Annotated in this window: 16 protein-coding genes, 2 tRNA genes and 1 pseudogene; 15 read left to right on the top strand and 4 right to left on the bottom strand. The window is 38.8% G+C overall.

Annotated elements, in window-relative coordinates; all coding sequences use genetic code 11:
• The first annotated feature begins 48 nt into the window (after positions 1–48).
• From FFM68_RS10630 to FFM68_RS10615, 4 genes and pseudogenes are all read left to right on the top strand, one after another.
• Positions 49–1,060, top strand: a pseudogene (locus FFM68_RS10630) (NAD-dependent epimerase).
• Between the two features lie 17 nt (positions 1,061–1,077).
• The gene (locus FFM68_RS10625; protein WP_137619307.1) at positions 1,078–2,244 is read left to right on the top strand and encodes a nucleotide sugar dehydrogenase; all 1,167 of its coding nucleotides are present in this window, start codon (positions 1,078–1,080) and stop codon (positions 2,242–2,244) included.
• Between the two features lie 140 nt (positions 2,245–2,384).
• Positions 2,385–2,807 (top strand): universal stress protein, encoded by a 423-nt coding sequence (locus FFM68_RS10620; RefSeq protein WP_137619306.1) that lies wholly within the window; start codon positions 2,385–2,387, stop codon positions 2,805–2,807.
• 666 nt (positions 2,808–3,473) lie between these two features.
• Positions 3,474–4,139, top strand: coding sequence for a DNA-directed RNA polymerase subunit omega (locus FFM68_RS10615; RefSeq protein ID WP_137619305.1), 666 nt, complete (start codon positions 3,474–3,476; stop codon positions 4,137–4,139).
• A gap of 298 nt (positions 4,140–4,437) precedes the next feature.
• Here the strand turns inward: FFM68_RS10615 and FFM68_RS10610 are convergent.
• Positions 4,438–4,510, bottom strand: a tRNA-Thr gene (locus FFM68_RS10610).
• Between the two features lie 272 nt (positions 4,511–4,782).
• On the opposite strand from FFM68_RS10610, the gene FFM68_RS10605 reads away from it, so the two are divergent.
• Positions 4,783–4,856 (top strand) — tRNA-Asn (locus tag FFM68_RS10605).
• 247 nt (positions 4,857–5,103) lie between these two features.
• On the opposite strand, the gene FFM68_RS10600 is transcribed toward FFM68_RS10605, so the two are convergent.
• Positions 5,104–5,943, bottom strand: coding sequence for an aldo/keto reductase (locus FFM68_RS10600; RefSeq protein WP_137619304.1), 840 nt, complete (start codon positions 5,941–5,943; stop codon positions 5,104–5,106).
• 368 nt (positions 5,944–6,311) lie between these two features.
• Here FFM68_RS10600 and FFM68_RS10595 point away from each other — a divergent pair, with 368 nt between their 5' ends.
• The 4 genes from FFM68_RS10595 (at position 6,312) to FFM68_RS10580 (ending at position 10,422) form a co-directional block, all read left to right on the top strand.
• Positions 6,312–7,283, top strand: coding sequence for an acyltransferase family protein (locus tag FFM68_RS10595; protein WP_137619303.1), 972 nt, complete (start codon positions 6,312–6,314; stop codon positions 7,281–7,283).
• A 56-nt stretch (positions 7,284–7,339) separates the two neighbouring features.
• Complete coding sequence (locus tag FFM68_RS10590) at positions 7,340–8,668, top strand: C1 family peptidase (RefSeq protein ID WP_137619302.1); 1,329 nt, start codon at positions 7,340–7,342, stop codon at positions 8,666–8,668.
• A gap of 176 nt (positions 8,669–8,844) precedes the next feature.
• Positions 8,845–9,678 carry a fructosamine kinase family protein gene (locus FFM68_RS10585; RefSeq protein WP_137619301.1) on the top strand — a complete coding sequence of 278 codons (834 nt, stop codon included), beginning with the start codon at positions 8,845–8,847 and terminating at the stop codon, positions 9,676–9,678.
• On the top strand, positions 9,679–10,422 hold the full coding sequence (locus tag FFM68_RS10580; RefSeq protein WP_137619300.1) for an acyl-[acyl-carrier-protein] thioesterase: 744 nt from the start codon (positions 9,679–9,681) through the stop codon (positions 10,420–10,422).
• Between the two features lie 76 nt (positions 10,423–10,498).
• On the opposite strand, the gene FFM68_RS10575 is transcribed toward FFM68_RS10580, so the two are convergent.
• A complete protein-coding gene (locus FFM68_RS10575) occupies positions 10,499–11,473 on the bottom strand; it encodes an asparaginase (RefSeq protein ID WP_137619299.1) in 975 nt (324 codons plus the stop codon).
• 89 nt (positions 11,474–11,562) lie between these two features.
• Here FFM68_RS10575 and FFM68_RS10570 point away from each other — a divergent pair, with 89 nt between their 5' ends.
• From FFM68_RS10570 to FFM68_RS10560, 3 genes are read left to right on the top strand one after another with little or no spacing between them, the layout of a single operon-like run.
• Positions 11,563–12,393 carry a DUF72 domain-containing protein gene (locus FFM68_RS10570; protein WP_137619298.1) on the top strand — a complete coding sequence of 277 codons (831 nt, stop codon included), beginning with the start codon at positions 11,563–11,565 and terminating at the stop codon, positions 12,391–12,393.
• Between the two features lie 13 nt (positions 12,394–12,406).
• A complete protein-coding gene (locus FFM68_RS10565; RefSeq protein WP_137619297.1) occupies positions 12,407–13,243 on the top strand; it encodes a Cof-type HAD-IIB family hydrolase in 837 nt (278 codons plus the stop codon).
• Positions 13,244–13,256: 13 nt separating this feature from the next.
• A complete protein-coding gene (locus tag FFM68_RS10560) occupies positions 13,257–13,766 on the top strand; it encodes a pyrophosphohydrolase domain-containing protein (RefSeq protein ID WP_137619296.1) in 510 nt (169 codons plus the stop codon).
• Between the two features lie 47 nt (positions 13,767–13,813).
• Here the strand turns inward: FFM68_RS10560 and FFM68_RS10555 are convergent, their stop codons facing one another.
• Positions 13,814–15,166: an aspartate kinase gene (locus FFM68_RS10555; RefSeq protein ID WP_137619295.1), complete on the bottom strand. Its 1,353-nt coding sequence runs from the start codon at positions 15,164–15,166 to the stop codon at positions 13,814–13,816.
• Between the two features lie 313 nt (positions 15,167–15,479).
• On the opposite strand from FFM68_RS10555, the gene FFM68_RS10550 reads away from it, so the two are divergent.
• From FFM68_RS10550 to thiI, 3 genes are all read left to right on the top strand, one after another.
• Positions 15,480–17,201 carry a septation ring formation regulator EzrA gene (locus tag FFM68_RS10550; RefSeq protein ID WP_137619294.1) on the top strand — a complete coding sequence of 574 codons (1,722 nt, stop codon included), beginning with the start codon at positions 15,480–15,482 and terminating at the stop codon, positions 17,199–17,201.
• Positions 17,202–17,373: 172 nt separating this feature from the next.
• Complete coding sequence (locus FFM68_RS10545) at positions 17,374–18,516, top strand: cysteine desulfurase family protein (protein ID WP_137619293.1); 1,143 nt, start codon at positions 17,374–17,376, stop codon at positions 18,514–18,516.
• A gap of 24 nt (positions 18,517–18,540) precedes the next feature.
• Positions 18,541–19,749 (top strand): tRNA uracil 4-sulfurtransferase ThiI, encoded by a 1,209-nt coding sequence (gene thiI / locus FFM68_RS10540; RefSeq protein ID WP_137619292.1) that lies wholly within the window; start codon positions 18,541–18,543, stop codon positions 19,747–19,749.
• Positions 19,750–19,975: the final 226 nt, after the last annotated feature.

Here is a 19,975-nt window from a genome sequence, read left to right as displayed (position 1 = left end):
GAGGATTGAGTCGGTTTTCTTTATAAACATAATAAAGGAGAAAAGAAAATGAAACTATTAGTGACTGGGAGTGCAGGATTTATTGGCTATCATTTAGTTAAACAACTGCTCCATAGAAATCAAGACATAGATATCATAGGTATTGATAATCTAAATGATTATTATGAGGTCAATTTAAAAAAGAACAGATTGGCAGCATTAGAAGATGAGCAGCACTTTGAGTTTTTAAAAAAAGATATCTCTGATAAGGAGGCGCTGTTCTCACTGTTTGCTAAAGAAAAATTTGATGTCGTAATAAATCTGGCTGCTCAGGCGGGGGGTTCGTTATTCTTTAGAAAATCCTCAAGCGTACATTGATTCGAATGTAACTGGTTTTTTTAATATTCTTGAAGCGTGTCGGAAATTTCCGGTGAAACATTTACTTTATGCCTCTTCTTCTTCAGTCTATGGGGGAAATAAGAAAATTCCGTTTTCAACAGAGGACAATGTCGATCATCCAGTGAGTTTATACGCGGCAACAAAGAAATCAAATGAGTTGATGGCACATTCATATAGTCATTTATTTGGAATACCGACAACAGGCTTACGATTTTTTACTGTTTATGGGCCGTGGGGCAGACCGGATATGGCCTATTTTTCTTTTACTAAAAATATTATTGAAGGAAACACGATCAAGATATTCAATAATGGTAAGATGAAGAGAGATTTTACGTATATTGATGATATCGTCGAAGGAATCGCGAGATTGATCGATAATCCGCCTACAACCGATCCTGACTGGACAGAGGAAAACGGAAGTAGTTCAAGCTGGGCACCTTATAAAATATACAATATTGGAAACAACCAGCCAGTCGAGTTAATAAGATTTGTTAACATTCTTGAAGAAAAAATCGGCAAAGAGGCGGCAAAGGAATTTCATGCTATGCAGCCAGGCGATGTCATCCAAACTTATGCAGACGTCAGTGATTTAGAAAAAAAGATTGGATTTAAGCCGACTACTAGTTTGGAAGAAGGACTTGGACAGTTTGTTGATTGGTACAGGGATTATTATAAAATTTAATCAAGGAAGTGATCGATTTGAACGTATCGATAATTGGTTTAGGCTATGTCGGGTTAGCAAATGCATTGCTGTTGAGTCAAAAAGAACAAGTGAAAGCATATGATATCGTAGAAACAAAGATCGAGATGCTGCAGAAAAGACAGTCGCCATTAGAGGATAAAGAGGTTCATGAATACCTTGAACGAGAAGACTTGAAGCTTGAGTTTACGAAAAATTTTGAAGAAGCTGTATTATTTGGTGATTATTTAATCGTGGCTACGCCAACAGATTATGATGAAAAGAAGAATTATTTTGATACTTCAACAGTAGAAGATGTGATCGAAAAAGCATTAGCTATTCGACCTGAGACAACATTTATTATCAAGTCAACGGTTCCTGTAGGCTATACGTTAGAATTACAAACCAAATTTAAGACAAAAAATATTATTTTTTCTCCTGAATTTCTTCGTGAGGGAAAAGCATTATATGATAACTTACACCCTTCGCGGATCGTTGTTGGTGAATGCTCAGATCGTGGGCAAGAAATAGCAGAGATGTTCAAAGAAAATGCGTTAGAGGAAGAGGTCGCAGTTTTATTGACCCATTCAACAGAAGCAGAGGCAATCAAGCTATTTTCCAATACTTATTTAGCTTTGCGAGTGGCTTACTTTAACGAGTTGGATACGTATGCAGAATCACGCGGATTAAATAGTAAGGAAATCATCGAAGGCGTGGGGCTGGATCCTCGAATCGGTTCACATTATAACAATCCTTCCTTTGGTTACGGCGGTTATTGCTTGCCCAAAGACACAAAACAACTTCGTGCAAATTATGAAGAAGTTCCAAGTAATATTATCGGTGCGATCGTCGAAGCAAATACAACGAGAAAAGATTTTATTGCAGATCAAATCATTGCAAAAAATCCTAAAGTTGTAGGAATCTACCGTTTAACAATGAAGGCAAATTCAGATAATTTCCGATACTCATCTATTCAAGGAGTTATGAAGCGGATCAAAGCAAAAGGAATTGAAGTCGTAGTCTATGAACCAACGTTAGATTCAGAAGATTTTTTCAGTTCTCGTGTGATCAAAGACTTTGAAGAATTCAAAAAGGTATCCGATGTAATCGTATCAAATCGGATGGAACCACTGCTTAAAGAGGTGGAAGAAAAAGTCTATACGAGAGATATTTTTAGAAGAGATTAATCAAACTGAATTCATAAATTCAGTTAAGAGGGAGTTCCTGAAATGAAGGGGAGCTTCCTCTATTTTTAGCAATATAAAACGTTATAGTTAGATTTTATAAATAAAACAGGTATAATTGATGAAAAAGGGAGGCGCTGTTCATGGATGAATACAAAAATATTTTAGTTCCTGTTGATGAATCGAATCAATCTTATGATGCGTTAAAAGAAGCTGTTTCAATTGCACATAGAAATAATGCGCATCTGTATGTTTTAACGGTGACGGATATGTCAGTAGCTACGGTAAATGCCCGGCTTATTCAGTATATCCAAGAAGACGGGGAAGAACGAGCAAAACGAACGTTTGATAAAGCGGCACAGATCATATCGGATAAGATTAGTTACACCACGCGTAAAATCGAGGGGACACCAAAAGTAAATATCGTGCAGTTTGCTAAAGAAAATAAGATTGATTTGATCGTGATGGGGGCAACAGGAAAAAATGCGATCGAGCGAGTATTGATTGGTTCAACGACTTCCTTTGTAGTTGCTCATGCTCCTTGTAACGTAATGGTCGTTCGCTAAGAAATAGTTAGAAAGATAAGATAGAAAGCTGAAATTGCAAGCGCTGCGTTTGTGATTGTTCAGCTTCTTTTTTTTGCTGTGTATACATGGATTAGATGACTTCCCATGTGTTGTTAGTCGTTATGTCCAATAATTTTGATGTTATATATTCTAGTATGTTAGCAGTCGCTACTTTTTTCAATGCTTTCTTTCAATTTATTTTATTCACTGTTTTCAAACGGCTGATAAATCTATCTTTTGAATCAATTATTAAATTGACTGAGGGGATCAATCGAATGAGTTTTTCCTTTAAAGTTTCTTTAAATTAGCCAATATAACTATGCTTTTTCAGCTGGTGCTAGTTTTTTATGAATATATAGCTGTTTTTTTAACATTATATTTATTTTTCAATCAAATTTCAGCTTATAATCGCTGTCGAAGATGTTTGTTTTTTTAAGTCTTGGTGAGTCAAAACAAGTGTAGAAAAATAGGTCAACACGATATCAGCAATTGCGATATATTTATAATAAGTATAAAATAATATTTTTTTATTCTACTTATTGAAATTCGACAAGCTTTTTTAGCAGTTATTTTTTGGGGAAACATTGTTCTTGACTATTTTGACTTTCCAATTATTATGGGGAAGTCGAAAATTGGTCTATCAAGTATGGAGGAGAAAAAAAGACGATGAAAAATAAAAAATTTATGTTGTTTACAGCGATTGCACTGTTAGCGTTTATTGGTTTTGCCGGTAAACAGTATGCAGATAATTTGATCAAATGGGGCGGAGAAGAAAATATTTCAATTATTAATAGCAACTTAGATACATTGAATGATTCGCTAACAAATAAAGAGCAAAAAATCTCGCAAGTATCTGACGAGCTGACTAACACCAAAGCTCAGTTGAATCAGAAACAAAAAGATATCGAGGATTACAAGCAAGAACTTGAAACGTTAAAAAATGAAAAAAATCAGCTGATCAGCGATAAAACTAGTTTAGAATCTCAATTAAACAGCAAGAATCAAGAACTGCAGGCTAAGCAAAGTGAGATTTCCGATCGAGTAAGAGAAGTGGACCAAAAGAATCAAGATTGGAATGCCAAATTGCAAGAAGCCTTAAACCAATCAAATAGTTTGCAAGCGACGATTGACTCATTAAATAATCAGATCAATCGTTTAACGAATGAAAAAAATTCATTACAAGCTGAATTAGATACAACCAAACAACAATTAGCAACTTCAAATAAAGAAAATTCTGATTTGAAAGCCTATATTGAAAAATTGAACAAGGCCAATAGAGATGTTGAAGATGCAGCAAATAAATCTCAACAAATCGTTGATCAACATCAATAGTATGTAACGGAAAAGTCCCTCAATTGAGGGTTTTCCATTAGTTATTTATGGAACCGTTTTAAACTAGAATTATTTTATTCAATTTTTTTATTTTTCAGTCTTTCCGCTTCTCCAAGCAAGTATAACAGCCGCTAATCAACATTCAGCGGCTGTTATGCTTTATCCGATTATTTCTGATTTCTTTGAACCAATTTTAGCTGTGAATTGAGGAGGGGCAAAAATGGTAAGTGATGTTTTTTGGTGGACAAAAAAACTGCTAGACTCCGTTGATTTATCAACGTTTCTAACAGTTTTGAGAAGCCACTTGACGGGCTTGAACCGTCGACCTCAGCCTTACCATGGCTGCGCTCTACCAACTGAGCTAAAGCGGCATAGTTATTTAATACATGATATAGAATAGCGAAGTAACCAGTATTTGTCAACTATTTATCCATAAAATTTTTCTAGTATGGGCAAGTACTAACTGCGTAATAACAGGCTTGTATTGAAAAATAGTGGCATTTTTTTTTACAAAATTATTCGCTGAATCATAGTACGAGTTTGCTTAGCTTTCACGGATCCGCTGGCAATATTTAATTGCGTAATTTTTGATAATTTAGGATTGCATGATGTAAAAAAAATTGATATTATATTAGAGTATTCTTCCGGCATAGCTCAGTTGGTAGTAGCGCATGACTGTTAATCATGATGTCGTAGGTTCGAGTCCTACTGCCGGAGTTTTTCAGTGAACAATTGCTGTCGAATAAAAGGTTAGCTCTTAGAGATCGATATATGATTTCTAAGAGCTATTTTTTATCGGCAATCGTTCGTCTTGTGATCTTTTCTAGCCAATATTGTTTTTTGGCTTTAGATGCTCAACATTTCCGTAAGTTTCACCGTACTCAGCCGTTTGAAAGTGGGAAGATTTTGTGTAATTTAAATGGATTTCATCCATTCTTTAAAGAGCCATGGTTACTCAATTTTTCTAAAAATCGAATTCGTCTGGATGGGGACCGCTGCGTAATCCTTCATTTAAATGTTCCAATTTTTCCAAATCAGTTGGGTCCAATGTGAAGTCGAAAACATCCGCATTGCTCAGCATCCGTTCTTTATGAACAGATTTGACGACCAAAAGAATAGCTTGTTGAATGTCCCACCGTAAAATAACTTGAGCCGTCGATTTGCCGTGTTTTTGTGCGATTTCTTTAATAACTGGGTGTGTCAATAATTGGCCTTGCATTAAAGGCGACCAAGCTTGGACTTTGATATCGTACTGTTCGCAAAAGCTACGAACGTCTTTTTGTGCTAATTTAGGATGTAACTCAATCTGATTCAATACAGGTACGACTTTGGCATAAGACAATAAATCAGCTAAATGATGACGTTCAAAATTACTTACCCCAATTGCTCGTACTTTTCCAGCCGCATACAATTCTTCTAAAGCTAGCCAAGCTTCACGATAGCTGTCTTTGCCAGGCCAATGAATCAAAAATAAATCTAAATAATCTAATTGCAATTTCTCCAAAGATTTTTCAAAAGAGGCTAAAGCTTCTTCCTTAGAAATATGTGCATTCCAAACTTTTGATGTAATAAATAGATCTTCACGGTTTAAACCAGTTGCAGCCAAACCTTCTTTGATCCCGCGCCCCGTTCCTTCTTCATTTCCATAAATCTGCGCGGTATCAATCAAGCGATACCCATTGATGATTCCTGTTTTTACAACTTCTGCTGTGTCTTCATCTGGAATTTGAAAAACACCTAATCCTAGACCCGGCATTTCGACACCATTGTTTAATACGATTTTATCTGTTAATGAGTTGATCATTTTACTGTTCCTCCTTACTGCTAGAAAGTCAGTATATAAGCTCTAGATTAGAATGTATAGTACGCACTTTTTAGTGATATAGGTACTAAAAAGTATCTTTTGGAAATCAGAGCGGCGGTTAAAATAAAAAAAAGAGCTAGGCGAACACTAGATTTACTGCGGACAAAATCAGTTCTGTTTTAATCTGTATCTTTGTAAAAATATCGGTAACTTCAGATAGAAGAAGGTTTCCAAAAAATGATCTTTTCATGAAGAATGGTTGCAATATTGGCGATTTATCGAGGAAAGTGTGCTCTTTTTCCAAAATTTGGGCAATCTCTTTGAAGTCGGAAAACATCCTCGTTATACTGAAAATGAGGAGGGATAGGATGAAAAAACGTGATGCTTATTTTGATAACGCAAAACTTTTCTTGATGATCTTAGTGGTGTTCGGTCATTTTCTACAACCGTACATAGAGGATCACCCTCTATATAATGATCTATACTATTTCATCTTTACTTTCCATATGCCGGCGTTTATCTTGATCTCTGGTTATTTCGCAAAAAAAGGACCAAAACCGATCAAGCTACTGGTAAAAAAAATATTACTGCCGTATGCCTTTTTCCAAATCCTTTATTCAGGCTACTATACACTGATTGGACTGCAGGACTCTTTTAGTCTAGATTTGGGGATCCCTCAATGGTCGCTGTGGTTTTTATTAAGTTTGTTCTGTTGGAATGTCTTGTTGCATTTGATCAACTACTTTTCAGCTAAAAAGGTTTTAATTGGCAGCGTAATAATGGCAGTAGTCGTCGGTTATTTCCCAATCTTTGATCATTTTTTGGCGATTCAACGAACACTGACCTTTTTCCCATATTTCATGGTAGGGTACATGGTTCCAAAAGCTTGGATTGAAAAAATAAAAGCGTACCCTAAAAGATGGATTGCAGTGGTACTATTTTGCGGCTTGTTTTTATTTATTAAAGGAAATGATTTGATCAATAAGTATTGGGTCTTTGGTTCAAAACCGTATGATGAATATTTGAATCATCCGTCACTCGGTGGACCTCAACGTCTAATTTTTTTAGCAGCAGGACTGATTGGAATCATCGCTTTTATGCTGTTGGTTCCAAGAAACCGGTATTTCTTTTCGAATTGGGGACGGAATACACTGACTGTTTATTTGCTCCATGGTTTTGTCGTCAAAGGGCTGCGAGTCTTAGATTTGGATGTGGAGATCCGTTCGACCGAGCTTCTTTTTCTATTTATTGCCAGTATGTTATTGACCGCAGCATTATCAAGTAAACGAGTAGGTCAGTGGATTGAAAAAGGAAAACAAGTTTTACAGCCGAGTTTGTAAACTAATTGTCTCTTTGTCTCATTAAGCGTAAAATGAGCAGCAAGGAGGCGTTTTTTATGTCAAAAATTACTAATGAGCAAACGCAAGCTTTTCGTGAAGCTTTTGAAAAAAATCCGAAGCAAGTCGCATTGCAACGAGGTGTGGTGAAAAACGGTATTCGTGCTTCTGCAGAAAATATACAGACGCATGTTGAAAATACGCCGGTCTTTTCTGTGGACCTTGCCACCGGAAAAGTAGCGAATCAAAAACAATCGGGACGTTGCTGGATGTTTGCCGCATTGAATACTTTCCGTCATAAAATGCTTACGACCTTTCAGTTGAAAGACTTTGAACTTTCACAAAATTATACTTTCTTTTGGGATAAGTATGAAAAGGCCAATTATTTCTACGAGAATATTTTGAATACGGCAGAACAAGCAGCGTCTAGTCGCGAAGTGGCTTTCTTATTGCAAACGCCGCAACAAGATGGTGGACAATGGGATATGATCGTTTCTCTTTTTCAAAAATATGGTGTCGTTCCAAAAAGTGTGATGCCTGAAAGCAGCAATAGTTCAAATTCTCGGGATCTCAATAATTATTTAAATAAATTATTGCGTAAACACGCAGTTTTACTACGACAAATGGTCGCAGAACAAGCAACTGCAGAAGAAATCCAAACAAACCGCGAAGCGATGCTGCAAGAAGTTTACAATCTCTTGACGATTTCATTGGGCACACCGCCGGAAAGTTTTGATTTTGAATACCGCGATGAAGAAAAAAACTATCATTTAGAACAAGGATTAACACCGCAAAGTTTTTATGAAAAATACGTGGGTGTGAACTTAGATGAGTACGTCAGCATCATCAACGCACCAACTGAGGACAAACCGTTCATGAAATCCTACACAGTCGACATGTTAGGCAATGTCGTCGGCGGCAAACAAGTAAAATATTTGAATCTTGAAATGGCTGAATTTAAGGCATTAGCGGTGAAACAGTTGGAACAAGGCGAATCCGTTTGGTTTGGTTGTGATGTGGGTCAATCATCCACGCGCGACAGCGGCATTATGGCTTTAGATGCTTATGATGTAGATGATTTGTTTGACGTTGATTTAACGATGACTAAAGCAGAACGTTTGGATCATGGGGAGAGTTTGATGACTCACGCGATGGTATTGACTGGCGTAGATCTAATCGAGGACCAAGCGAAAAAGTGGAAAGTTGAAAACAGTTGGGGCGAAAAAGTCGGCGAAAAAGGTTTCTTTGTAATGAGTGATGAATGGATGGATGAATATACTTATCAAATCGTTGTCCGCAAAGAATTTTTAACAGCTGAACAATTGGCTGCTTTTGAAGCAGAACCGATCGTTTTGGCACCATGGGACCCGATGGGGGCGCTAGCTTAAAAGAGAAGATTTGAAACAAGTCCGCTTGTTTCAAGTCTTTTTTTGTTAGAAAAGCGTTTTCTTTTTTGTTGTGCTATACTTTTTATAAGAGAGAATCACAGTTTAAACAGTCAGCAGACTGGTTAGAAGAGGCTAATGACTCGTCGCAAAATGATTTGTCCTAAGGAGTTGATGAAATGGAAGAATTGCTGAATTATCTGCAATTACAATCAAAAGCCGTACCGATCGCCGGTGGAGATATCAATCAAGCGTATCGTGTGACCGATGGGGAAAAAGATTATTTTTTGAAATGTCATCCGCAAATGTCAGCTGATTTTTTTCAAGCTGAAGTTGATGGATTAGCAGAATTAAAAAAGGCAGTTCGTGTGCCGGCGACATACCAGCACGGCAGTTTTGAAGATATCGCCTTTCTTTTGATGGAATGGATCGAACCAGGTGAAGGGGATCAAAAAGATTTAGCCCGCGAGCTTAGTAAGCTGCATAAAATCAAAGACCGCAAGTTTGGCTATAAAAAGAATAATTTCATGGGACTGTTGCCGCAAATCAATTTGAAATCAGATGATTGGTGGAATTTTTATTTTACGAATCGTTTAGAGGTTCAGATCAAGATCGCACATGGCCGAAATCATTGGACAGCACAAAGAGAAAAAGATTACCTGTTATTTAAAGACCATGTTTATCAAAAATGGGGTACAATGTCTTTTGAACCAACTTTATTGCATGGAGATTTTTGGAGCGGCAATACTTTTTTTGATGGACAAGGCCAGCCAGTTTTTGTAGATCCGGCGGTTTCTTATGGGCATCGAGAAATGGATATTGCCATGTCACAGCTTTTTGGCGGGTTCCGTCAAGAGTTTATCGACAGTTACCAAGTGATCTTACCAATGCAATCGGGTTGGCAAGAACGACTGGCGATCTATCAGCTCTATTACTTACTCGTCCACTTAAATATTTTTGGCGAGAGTTATGGAGATTCCGTAGACCGCGTCTTAGCTTTAGGAGGAAAATAATTGGGAAAAAGATACACCATCAACCACGAGGTCGCTTATTATGAGTGCGATATCAATCAAACGATGACATTTCCGGCTCTATTGAGCGTTGCGATCAAAGCTTCTACGGATCAAAGCGACGAATTAGAACGAGGAACGGAACAGATCAATGCATTGGGGATTACTTGGGTGATCACTCAAACAGAAGTAACGATCAATCGGCTACCTCGAGTAGGGGAAAGAATCAGTATCGTGACGGAACCAACCGAATTTAATCGTTATTTTTGCTACCGCAGTTATTGGGTGTATGATCTAGAGGGAAATGAATTAGTGAAGATTGATATGGCCTTTGTGTTGATGGACATTGAGAATCGCAAAATGAGCAGTGTCGATGCGGAACTGATGGCGCCTTATGAATCGCCTAAAGTAAAAAAAATCCGACGCTGGCCAAAGATCGAAAAAGTCGAAGTGGACCAAAAACAGTTGTATCATGTTCGCTATTACGATCTTGACAGCAATCATCACGTCAACAACGCGATGTATTTCAACTGGCTGATCGATGTCTTAGGTTATGACTTTATGACGCAGTATGAACCAAAATATGTCAATATTAAATTTGATAAAGAAGTATTATACGGCAATGACATCGAAAGCTTTTATGAGATCGTGGAGGAACCCGAAGCAAAAGCAACAACGCGGCATGAGATTCGCTTAGGCGACCAGCTTGCTTGCGAAGCGAATATTTCTTGGCAAAAAAGAAGTTGAAGTTAAAATACGCCCCTTAAATCAGACTAAACATCTAATTTAAGGGGCGTATTTTAATTTTAATTAGATGTTTTTTCTATTCTTCCATAAATTGTTTTAATTCTTCTTTTGATAAATGAGCATTCAAAGCAATCAATAATTTCAACCGAGCTTTTTGGCTGTTGATGCCGCTGCAGAAGATCACGCCATGCTGCGCCAATTCGATCCCGCCGCCTTGATAATCATAGACGGGTTCGGCGATTCCGTTGAAACAACGGGAAACTAACACGATTGGCAGACCTTTTTCCAGTAAATGATAAACAGAAGGCAACGTTTTCGGTGGTAAATTTCCTGCTCCTAAAGCTTCGATCACAAGACCATCGACGGTGATTGCTTGATCCAATATTTTGAAAAAATCGCCTTCCATACCAGCAAAAACTTTGATGATTGGGATCATGGCATCAAAACTTTCGACATCGTAACGTGTTGCTTTAGGCAATTCTTGCTTGAAAAGAATTTTTGATTTTGTGACTAATCCAATGGGGCCTAAGGTCGGTGTTCTGAATGTTGCCACATTTGTTGTGTGGGTTTTAGTTACGTAACGAGCACTGTGAACTTCATCATTCATGACCACGAGCACACCTTTATTGAGGGCATTTTCTGAAGCCGCTACGCGAATAGCGCACTCAAAATTATAAAGACCGTCACTGCCTAATTCATTGATAGAACGCATCGCACCAGTTAAAATAATAGGAATCAAATTACCAATCGTAATTTCTAAGAAGTAGGCCGTTTCTTCTAAAGTATCTGTTCCATGAGTAATGACCACACTGTCGATTCCGGTTTGTTTAGCGAGTTTGATTCGTTCTTTCAGTTGGAACATAGTCTCAACTGTAATATGGGGAGATGGAAGATTTGAAAAGTCTTCCACGATCAATTCGATATCAGCAGGCAGACGCAACTCTTGTCCAGCTGCCAACAGCGGATTTTTCTTGTCTGGCCGCACGGCACCGTGGGTATCTTGGCTCATCGAGATCGTTCCGCCGGTATGTAAAATCAAAATCCGTTTCATCTTTATTACTCCATTCATTGTTAGCACATTGTTGCTAATTTTTTGCTATGTTTATTGTATACTATGAAACAAAGGGAGGCTAGGATACTATGATTCGAATTGGATTAACTTCTTTTAATGAACACAGTAGTTTGACTGGAAAGAAGTCTTCTTCTTTATACGAATACGCAGGTTACTTGCCATTAGTAGAACTGGATACGAATTATTATGGAATCGCAACTAAAAACGCTGTCGAAAATTGGTTGACGCAAGTTCCGGCAAATTTTCGGTTTGTGGTTAAATTATACGCAGGATTTACTGGACAAAGTAAGTGGCAAGACAGCTATCCTTCTGTAGCGGCGATGCAGACTCATTTTTTAGAAGCAATGCAGCCGATGATCGAAAGCGGAAAGTTATTTTGCTTTTTAGCACAATTTCCGGCACAATTTAAGTGTACGAAAGAAAACGTCGCTTATTTAGAAACGTTACGCGGGTTGTTTAAAGACTTGCCAGTGGCTATTGAACTGCGTGATTATAGCTGGTACGCCAAAGAATTTGTCGCAAAGACACACCAGTTGATGCGAACATTGAATTTCAGTTTGGTGATGGTGGACGAGCCACAGCTGCCAGACACTGTTCCATTAGATAGTACAATAACGAATAACAAGTTTAGTCTATTTCGTTTTCACGGCAGAAATCAAGCGTACTGGAACGATCGGACAGGTGATTGGCGGAAAAAACGCACCTTGTATCGGTACAATCCAGCAGAATTGCACAGCTTAGGCGAGCAAGTTCTAAAAGTTTCAGCAAGTTCTGCAGAAGTCGGAGTCATTTTTAATAATAATTCCGGCGGCGATGCTGCTGATAATGCCATGCAGTTGAAAAAAATCCTACAATTGGATTATGAAGGACTGAATCCGAGTCAAATAGATTTATTTTAAACGAGGGAGTGCCATGATAAAAGCCATTTTTTTTGATATAGATGGAACGTTGACTACGAAAGATTCAAAAGTGCTTGCTAGTACATGGGAAGCAGTCCGTTTAGCACAAGAGCAAGGGATCTTATGCGGCGTTGCGACTGGTCGCGGACCGGTCAAAATCGATGAGCGAATCGACCATTTGCCATTAGATATTTTTGTTACATACAATGGGCAGCTCGTTTATACCCAAACCGAAGATATTTATCAACGACCGTTTTCTGCGGAAGTGTTGCAGCAGATCGTGGATTTTGCTGATGAGGACCATCGCCAGATTATTTTTGGCGGCAGACGTCATGTGGAGGGCAGTAACTTGATGAAATGGTCACAAAATACATTGGTGAAACAAATCGCTGCTTGGATGCCAAACTGGTTTCCAGTCCGAACGGCGCGGCATCTGCTGCAATCGTTCAGCCCCAATCGCAAAAAAGGCCGTTACCAGCAATTAGAAATTTTACAAGGTCCCATTTATCAATGCGTACTCTTCAGCGCTGAAACAGAGTCAGCAAAATTAATGAAACGATTGCCGGAATGTTCATTTCAACGCTCAAATCCTTATTCAGTAGATATTGTTCCTAAAAATGGTTCAAAGTATCATGGTATTTTAGAATTTACTAAAGCCGCTGGAATTGAATTGACCGAGGTCATGGCTTTTGGGGATCATTATAATGATATTGAAATGATCCAAAAAGTCGGGATTGGTGTAGCGATGGGAAACGGATTGCCAGAAGTCAAAGCCCAAGCCGATTACGTCACAGATTCTAACGAAAAAGACGGGATCTATCAGGCGTTGAAACATTTTGAAATTATTTAATGGAGTGAATAAAATGAAAGAACCTTATCAGTTGGCACGTGAATTCCATGAGACATTTGCGCCGAGACCACCTAAAAAACCAACAGCCTTTTCTACAAAACAAGGAAGTTTTCGTGCAGGATTCAAAGCAGAAGAAATCGTGGAGTTTTTATACGGGGCAGCCGCCGGTGATGAAATGATCTTCAATGAACTAGTTGAAAAATTACACGAGAGCATTGATCAAGCGCAAGCAAAAGTTTTAGCAAAAGCAGAGGCGGTGGAAGATCCGTTGATCACAGAAGTTGATGCGTTGACCGATCTGCTTTATTTTACGTATGGATCATTTGCATTGATTGGTGTCAATCCTAAACCGATCTTTGAAATCGTTCATCGAGCCAATATGGGGAAATTATTTCCAGACGGCAAGCCGCATTATCATCCTGTAACAAATAAAGTGATGAAACCTGAAGAATGGTATGAAAAATATGCACCAGAGCCCTTGATCAAAAAAGAATTAGACCAACAAAAAGGAAAAGCTGAGTAATCTGAGCTTTTCCTTTTTGCGGTCTATCGAAAAATGTGCCGTTTAAATTAATCAAAGAATGTATAGTACAACGACCGCACAGCTAAGCGTTCGTGTTCACTTCGAATAGCAAAGATGATACTGCGCTCGTCGGCACCTTGAGAGATCATCCGCAAGTTGACATTTTTCCGAGCCAAAGCGGCGGTGCTGTCAGAAGTGATACCAGGTCGTTCACGCATACCTTCACCAACTAAGGCAACGACTGAAAGGCCATGCTCGATCGATAATTGGTCGGGCTGAATTTTTTCTTCGATTTGTTTCATTAACTCAGCTTCAATCTCACGTGTCAATTGACGTTCGCGCAAAATGATCGAGATATCATCGATTCCAGAAGGCATGTGTTCGAAGCCGATATCAAAGGATTCAAGAATTTGTAAAATCCGTCGAACAATTCCAACTTCTCGGTTCAATAAATATTTTCCAATGGTGATTCCACAAAAACCATCATCACTGGCAACACCAACGACTTCATTTCGATTCTCGTCATCAAAATTCTTTTTGATCAGTGTTCCTTTACATTCGGGGTTGTTGGTATTTTTGATAATCACCGGGATATGAGCTTTGAAAGCCGGCATCAAGGCCTCATCATGAAAAACAGTAAATCCAGCATAAGTAAGCTCGCGGATCTCACGATACGTAGCGTATTCGATCAATTCTGGATCGTGGATATATTTTGGACTCGCTGAAAAAATACCATCGACATCGGTAAAGTTTTCATATAAATCAGCTTTTAATCCCGCCGCCACGATCGATCCGGTAATATCTGAACCGCCGCGCGAAAAAGTACACAGTTGACCATCGACCGTATAACCAAAGAAGCCAGGAATAATCAAGATTTCTGCTGAGTCGTGCCATTGATAGATCTTTTCGTAAGATTGTTCTAAGATACGAGCATTTTGCGGTTCATTCGAAACAATGATCCCTAATTCTTTTGGATTGATATAGCGGGCATTGATGCCGCTTTTTTGAAAACAGGCTGCCACTAGCTGAGCATTCAGATTTTCTCCGGTTGCTAAAAAACTATCTAAAGCATAAGGGTCTGCCTGATTGTAATTTTCTTGCAGTCGCTGCAATTCAGTCTGAAAAGTTTTTTCCAGGTGCTTATCCACTTGGAATTCTGCTGCTATTTCAGTGTAGCGAGCAATGATTTCACGGACTACTTCATCAGTCTCTTGTTTGTAGACGACAGCGTTATAAAATTGAATCAATAAGTCGGTGACTTTTTTGTCTTTATTGTTCCTCTTTCCTGGAGCAGAAACGACAACGAAACGTCGGCTAGAGTCGCCAGTAACGATCGCTAAGACTTTTTTTAGTTGTTCAGCTGAAGCTACAGAGCTTCCGCCAAATTTGGTCACTTTCACTTTAATCACCTCTTATTTTAATGTGGTTTTAATATTATCCGAAAACTTAGAGAATTTCAAGGGGGCATAGAGCTTTCAAAATTAGAAAATTTTAAAAAGTTACATTATTCTTAAATTTATAGCAATTGAAGCAGCTACTAAAAAATGCTAGTATGAGGAGTGAGTGTGCGTGGATTGTTTCAAGTAAATTCGAAACTAGCTAGTGAAGAGCAAAGTCTTTTATGTTATAATCTACGTTAGATGTTTTTGCCTAAAAATAGAAAAAAGTACCATTAAACAAACTGAATCTTGATAGTTGAAAGGAAAATCATACATGGGAAGTAATGTAATCATAGGGATCGTTATCGGCTTAGTCGTTTTGGCAGCCGTTTTATACTTGATTGGTTATCTGATGAAGAAAAAAAACCAAGAACGCTTAAAAGAACTTGATCAAAGGAAAGAAGCGTTATTCGATCTTCCTGTCGTGGAAGAAGTCGATGAAGTGAAAAAAATGCACCTTGTCGGCCAAAGCCAAAATACTTTCCGTGAATGGAATCAAAAATGGACCGATGTTTCGACAAAATCTTTTGCGGAACTTGAAAGTCAGATTTTTGAAGTTGAAAGCCAAAATGAAACATTCCGTTTCATGAAAGGGAAGTCAGCGATCGAAAGTGCTGAACGCACGATGACCGAGATGGAAGAGGAAGTTGAAGGGATCCGCACGGGGTTGAAGGAATTGCGTGAAACGGAAGAACGTAATTCATTAGCTGTTCAACAAGCTTTAGATGTTTTTGAAGAGTTGAAAAAAGATCTAAAGGAAAAGAAAGACAGCTTTGGTCCAGCGTTACCAGAGATTCAAAAACAAGTGAAGAATATCGAAATCGAATTTACTCAATTCGTAACGTTGAATACGTCAGGAGATCCAATCGAAGCGCGCGAAGTATTGGACGATGCTGAAAAACATACGTACGAAGTCCAAGAGACGATGCAAAAGGTTCCTGTCATTTATGAAGATTTAGAAAAGACATTCCCAGGTCAAATCGAGGAATTAGAAAAAACATACCAAAAGATGTTGGCAGACGATTTCGTATTGCCAGAAGATGATTTTGACGAGCGTTTAGACAAAGTCAAAAAACATGTTGAACGTTCATTAGAAGATCTAGAAAAAATTGAGTTAGGTACAGTAGAAACAGCGAACAAAGAAACGGCTGAACTGATCGATGATTTGTATATAATATTAGAAAAAGAGTTTGAAGCTAAAAAATATGTTTTAACCAACCGCAAGACCATCGGCGAATACATCGCGCATGCGTCGCGGAACAATCATCAATTGATGGTTGAACTAGATCATACGTCACAAAGCTATGCGCTGAACAACAATGAGCTGGGGCGTGCCCGCGGTTTCCAAACGGAGATCGAAGAATTGGAACGGCGCAATCGGAATATTGAACCGCAGATTGATAAACATGAATTACCATTTTCAGAAGTTCAAGTATTCTACAAAGATGCATTTAAAGTTTTAGACGATATTGAGACAAAACAAGTCGAGATCGATGATGACTTGCATGATTTGCGTAAAGGCGAAAAAGAAGCTGCTGAAAAAATCGAAAAATACGAATTCCGTTTGCGTAATTTAAAACGTTACGTAGAACAACAACGTTTGCCTGGTTTGCCAGGAGATTATCTAGAATTCTTCTTTGTTGCGACAGATCGTGTAGAAGAGTTGAGCCAAGCGCTGAATAAGATTCGGATCAATATGCGAGACATCAATAAATTAGTGAATCTTTGCGATGAAGATATCGAGCTGTTAGATCAAAAGACATATGACTTAGTTGATGCGGCAGCTTTGACAGAACAGATGATGCAATATGCAAATCGTTACCGTCATACACATCCTGAGATTAAAAATGCGATTGAAAACAGTTTAGAACTATTTAATAAAGAATACCGTTACCAAGATGCGTTGGATGAGATTGGTACAGCACTTGAACGAGTTGAACCAGGAGCATTCAAACGAATCGAAGATTTTTATTTCAATAACCGAGATTTAGTTTAAGCTGAGCGCGATGCTCAGCTTTTTTTAATCGCTGCAAATAAATTCAAAAAGCGAGAAATGTTCGTTATGCTAAAAACGGCTGAGCGCTATGAAGCAGGATTTGGAAGGAATACTTGAAGACTTGCAGTATTCCCGCTATAATAGGAAAGAATTTTTGAAGGAAGGTCATAAGATGATTTATTTTGATAACAGTGCAACAACAGCGATTTATCCGTTAGCACTTGATACATATGTAAAAACCAGCCAACGCATCATGGGGAATCCCTCTAGTTTACATGATTTGGGAACACAGGCGAATCGTTTGCTGCAACAAGCCCGCAAACAAATTGCTGAACTGTTGGATGTGCAAGCAAATGAGATTTTTTTTACTAGTGGAGGCACAGAAGGCGATAATTGGATTTTAAAAGGTACGGCGATCGCAAAACGTGAGTATGGCAATCACATCATTATTTCCAGTGTTGAACACCCCGCTGTTCGCCGGACAGCCGAGCAGCTGGAAGAACTTGGCTTTGAGGTCAGCATCGCACCAGTAGATCGCTCCGGCTTTGTAGAAGTAGACAAATTAGCTGCGCTGATTCGTCCTGAAACGATCTTAGTCTCAGTGATGGGCGTTAATAATGAAATGGGTGCGATCCAACCAATCGCGGCTATCAGCGAAGTGTTAGAAAAGCACCCCACGATTCATTTTCATGTCGATGCAGTTCAAGCCATCGGAAAAGTTGATCAAACAAAATGGCTGACCCCACGAGTTGATTTTGCTGCGTTTTCTGCGCATAAATTCCACGGTCCCCGCGGCGTTGGATTTATTTATTGGAAAGCTGGTAAAAAATTAGCTCCGCTGTTGAACGGCGGCGGACAAGAGAGCGGACAACGGGCAACAACCGAAAATCTGCCGGCCATCGTTGCTATGAGCCGTGCGTTACGAATCCATCTTGAAAAAAAAGCCGAGCGGCCAAATCATACCGCGATTATTCGGCAATATTTGAAAGAAGCCTTACTGAGCTATGATAAAGTAACGGTTTTCTCCGGTGACGAAAACTTTGCTCCGCATATTTTAACTTTTGGGATCAAAGGGATTCGCGGAGAAGTTTTAGTGCATGCATTAGAAGAAAAACAGATCTTTGTTTCTACGACAAGTGCTTGTTCCAGCCGTAAAAAAGTGGACAGCTCAACATTGCATGCGATGCATGTTCCTCATGACGTAGCGACAACAGCTGTGCGGGTAAGTTTAGATGAAGCGAACACAATGGCAGAAGCCGAACAGTTTATGGTGATATTTAATCATCTTTACGAGAAATTTTCAAAAATCAATTAGTGAAGATAAAAAAGGAGAATGAACGTGCAATATACAGAGATCATGGTACGTTACGGTGAGCTATCGACGAAAGGAAAAAATCGTCGTACGTTCATTATGCAACTGGCACAAAATGTCCGTCGCGCATTAGCTGAATTTTCTAATTTAAAAATTCATGCTGATCGTGACCGGATGCATATCTTATTAAATGGTGAAGATAGCCACTTAGTTTTACCAAAATTAGAAAAGGTTTTTGGAATCCAAAATTTTTCACCTAGTATTCGTGTAGACAAAAATCTTAATGCGTTGAAACAAATGGCGCAGCAAATCATGCAAGAAATTTATACAGGCAATGAAACTTTTAAAATCACTGCAAAACGTAGTGATCATGACTTTGAATTAGACAGTCAAGGACTGCAGCAATTTTTAGGCGATGCAGTGATGGATGTTTTTCCAGAGATCAAAGCACAGATGAGACGACCAGATATCAACTTGCGGGTGGAGATCCGCCGCGACGATGCCTATCTTTCTTATGAAACGATCAAAGGGGCAGGTGGATTGCCAGTCGGTACTAGTGGTCGCGGAATGTTGATGTTGTCTGGCGGAATCGATTCGCCAGTTGCCGGTTACTTAGCAATGAAGCGAGGCGTTGAAATCGAAGCCGTTCATTTTGCGAGTCCGCCTTATACAAGCGAACAAGCATTGCAAAAAGCGAAAGATCTGACCGAGAAATTGACGCCTTATGTCGGCGGTATTCAGTTTATTGAAGTTCCTTTTACGGAGATCCAAGAAGAAATCAAAAAACGCAGCCCGCAAGGTTATTGGATGACCTTGACGCGACGTATGATGTTGCGGATAACGGATGCGATTCGTGAAATGCGTCATGGATTAGTGATCGTAAACGGCGAATCTTTAGGACAAGTGGCTTCGCAAACATTACACAGCATGGTAGCCATCAATGAAGTGACGACAACACCGATTATCCGTCCGGTCGTGACGATGGATAAAAATGAAATCATTGAGTTGGCAGAAAAAATCGATACGTTTAAATTGGCGATCCAGCCGTTTGAAGACTGCTGCACGATTTTTGCACCACCACAACCAAAAACACGTCCAAAATTGGAAAAAGTTTTAGAGTTGGAAGAACGATTTGATATCGAAGGTTTGATGGCGCGCTGTTTAGCCGGACTGAAGATTGAAGAAATCTTCCCAGAACAAGCAGAAAAATCTGGCGAATTTGCAGACTTTTTATAGGACTAATGGAGCAGGAGAGAATACTTTCCTGCTCTTTTTTTGTAAAGGATTGTTATTGCTTTTTTTCCGTGTTAGAATCATATATGTGAAGTGATTAACAAACAATACAAAAATAAATCTATTAAAACGAATAAGGATGCCAGTTCCGCTTTTAGCAGTATAAAGGAGTTTGTAAGTATAGCGGAATGGTATACGGTATGAGCATCAAACTAATTTTTGTAAAAAA

Source organism: Enterococcus xiangfangensis (assembly GCF_005405365.1).
Taxonomy (GTDB): domain Bacteria; phylum Bacillota; class Bacilli; order Lactobacillales; family Enterococcaceae; genus Enterococcus_A; species Enterococcus_A xiangfangensis.
This window is presented reverse-complemented; position numbering and strand designations above follow the sequence as displayed.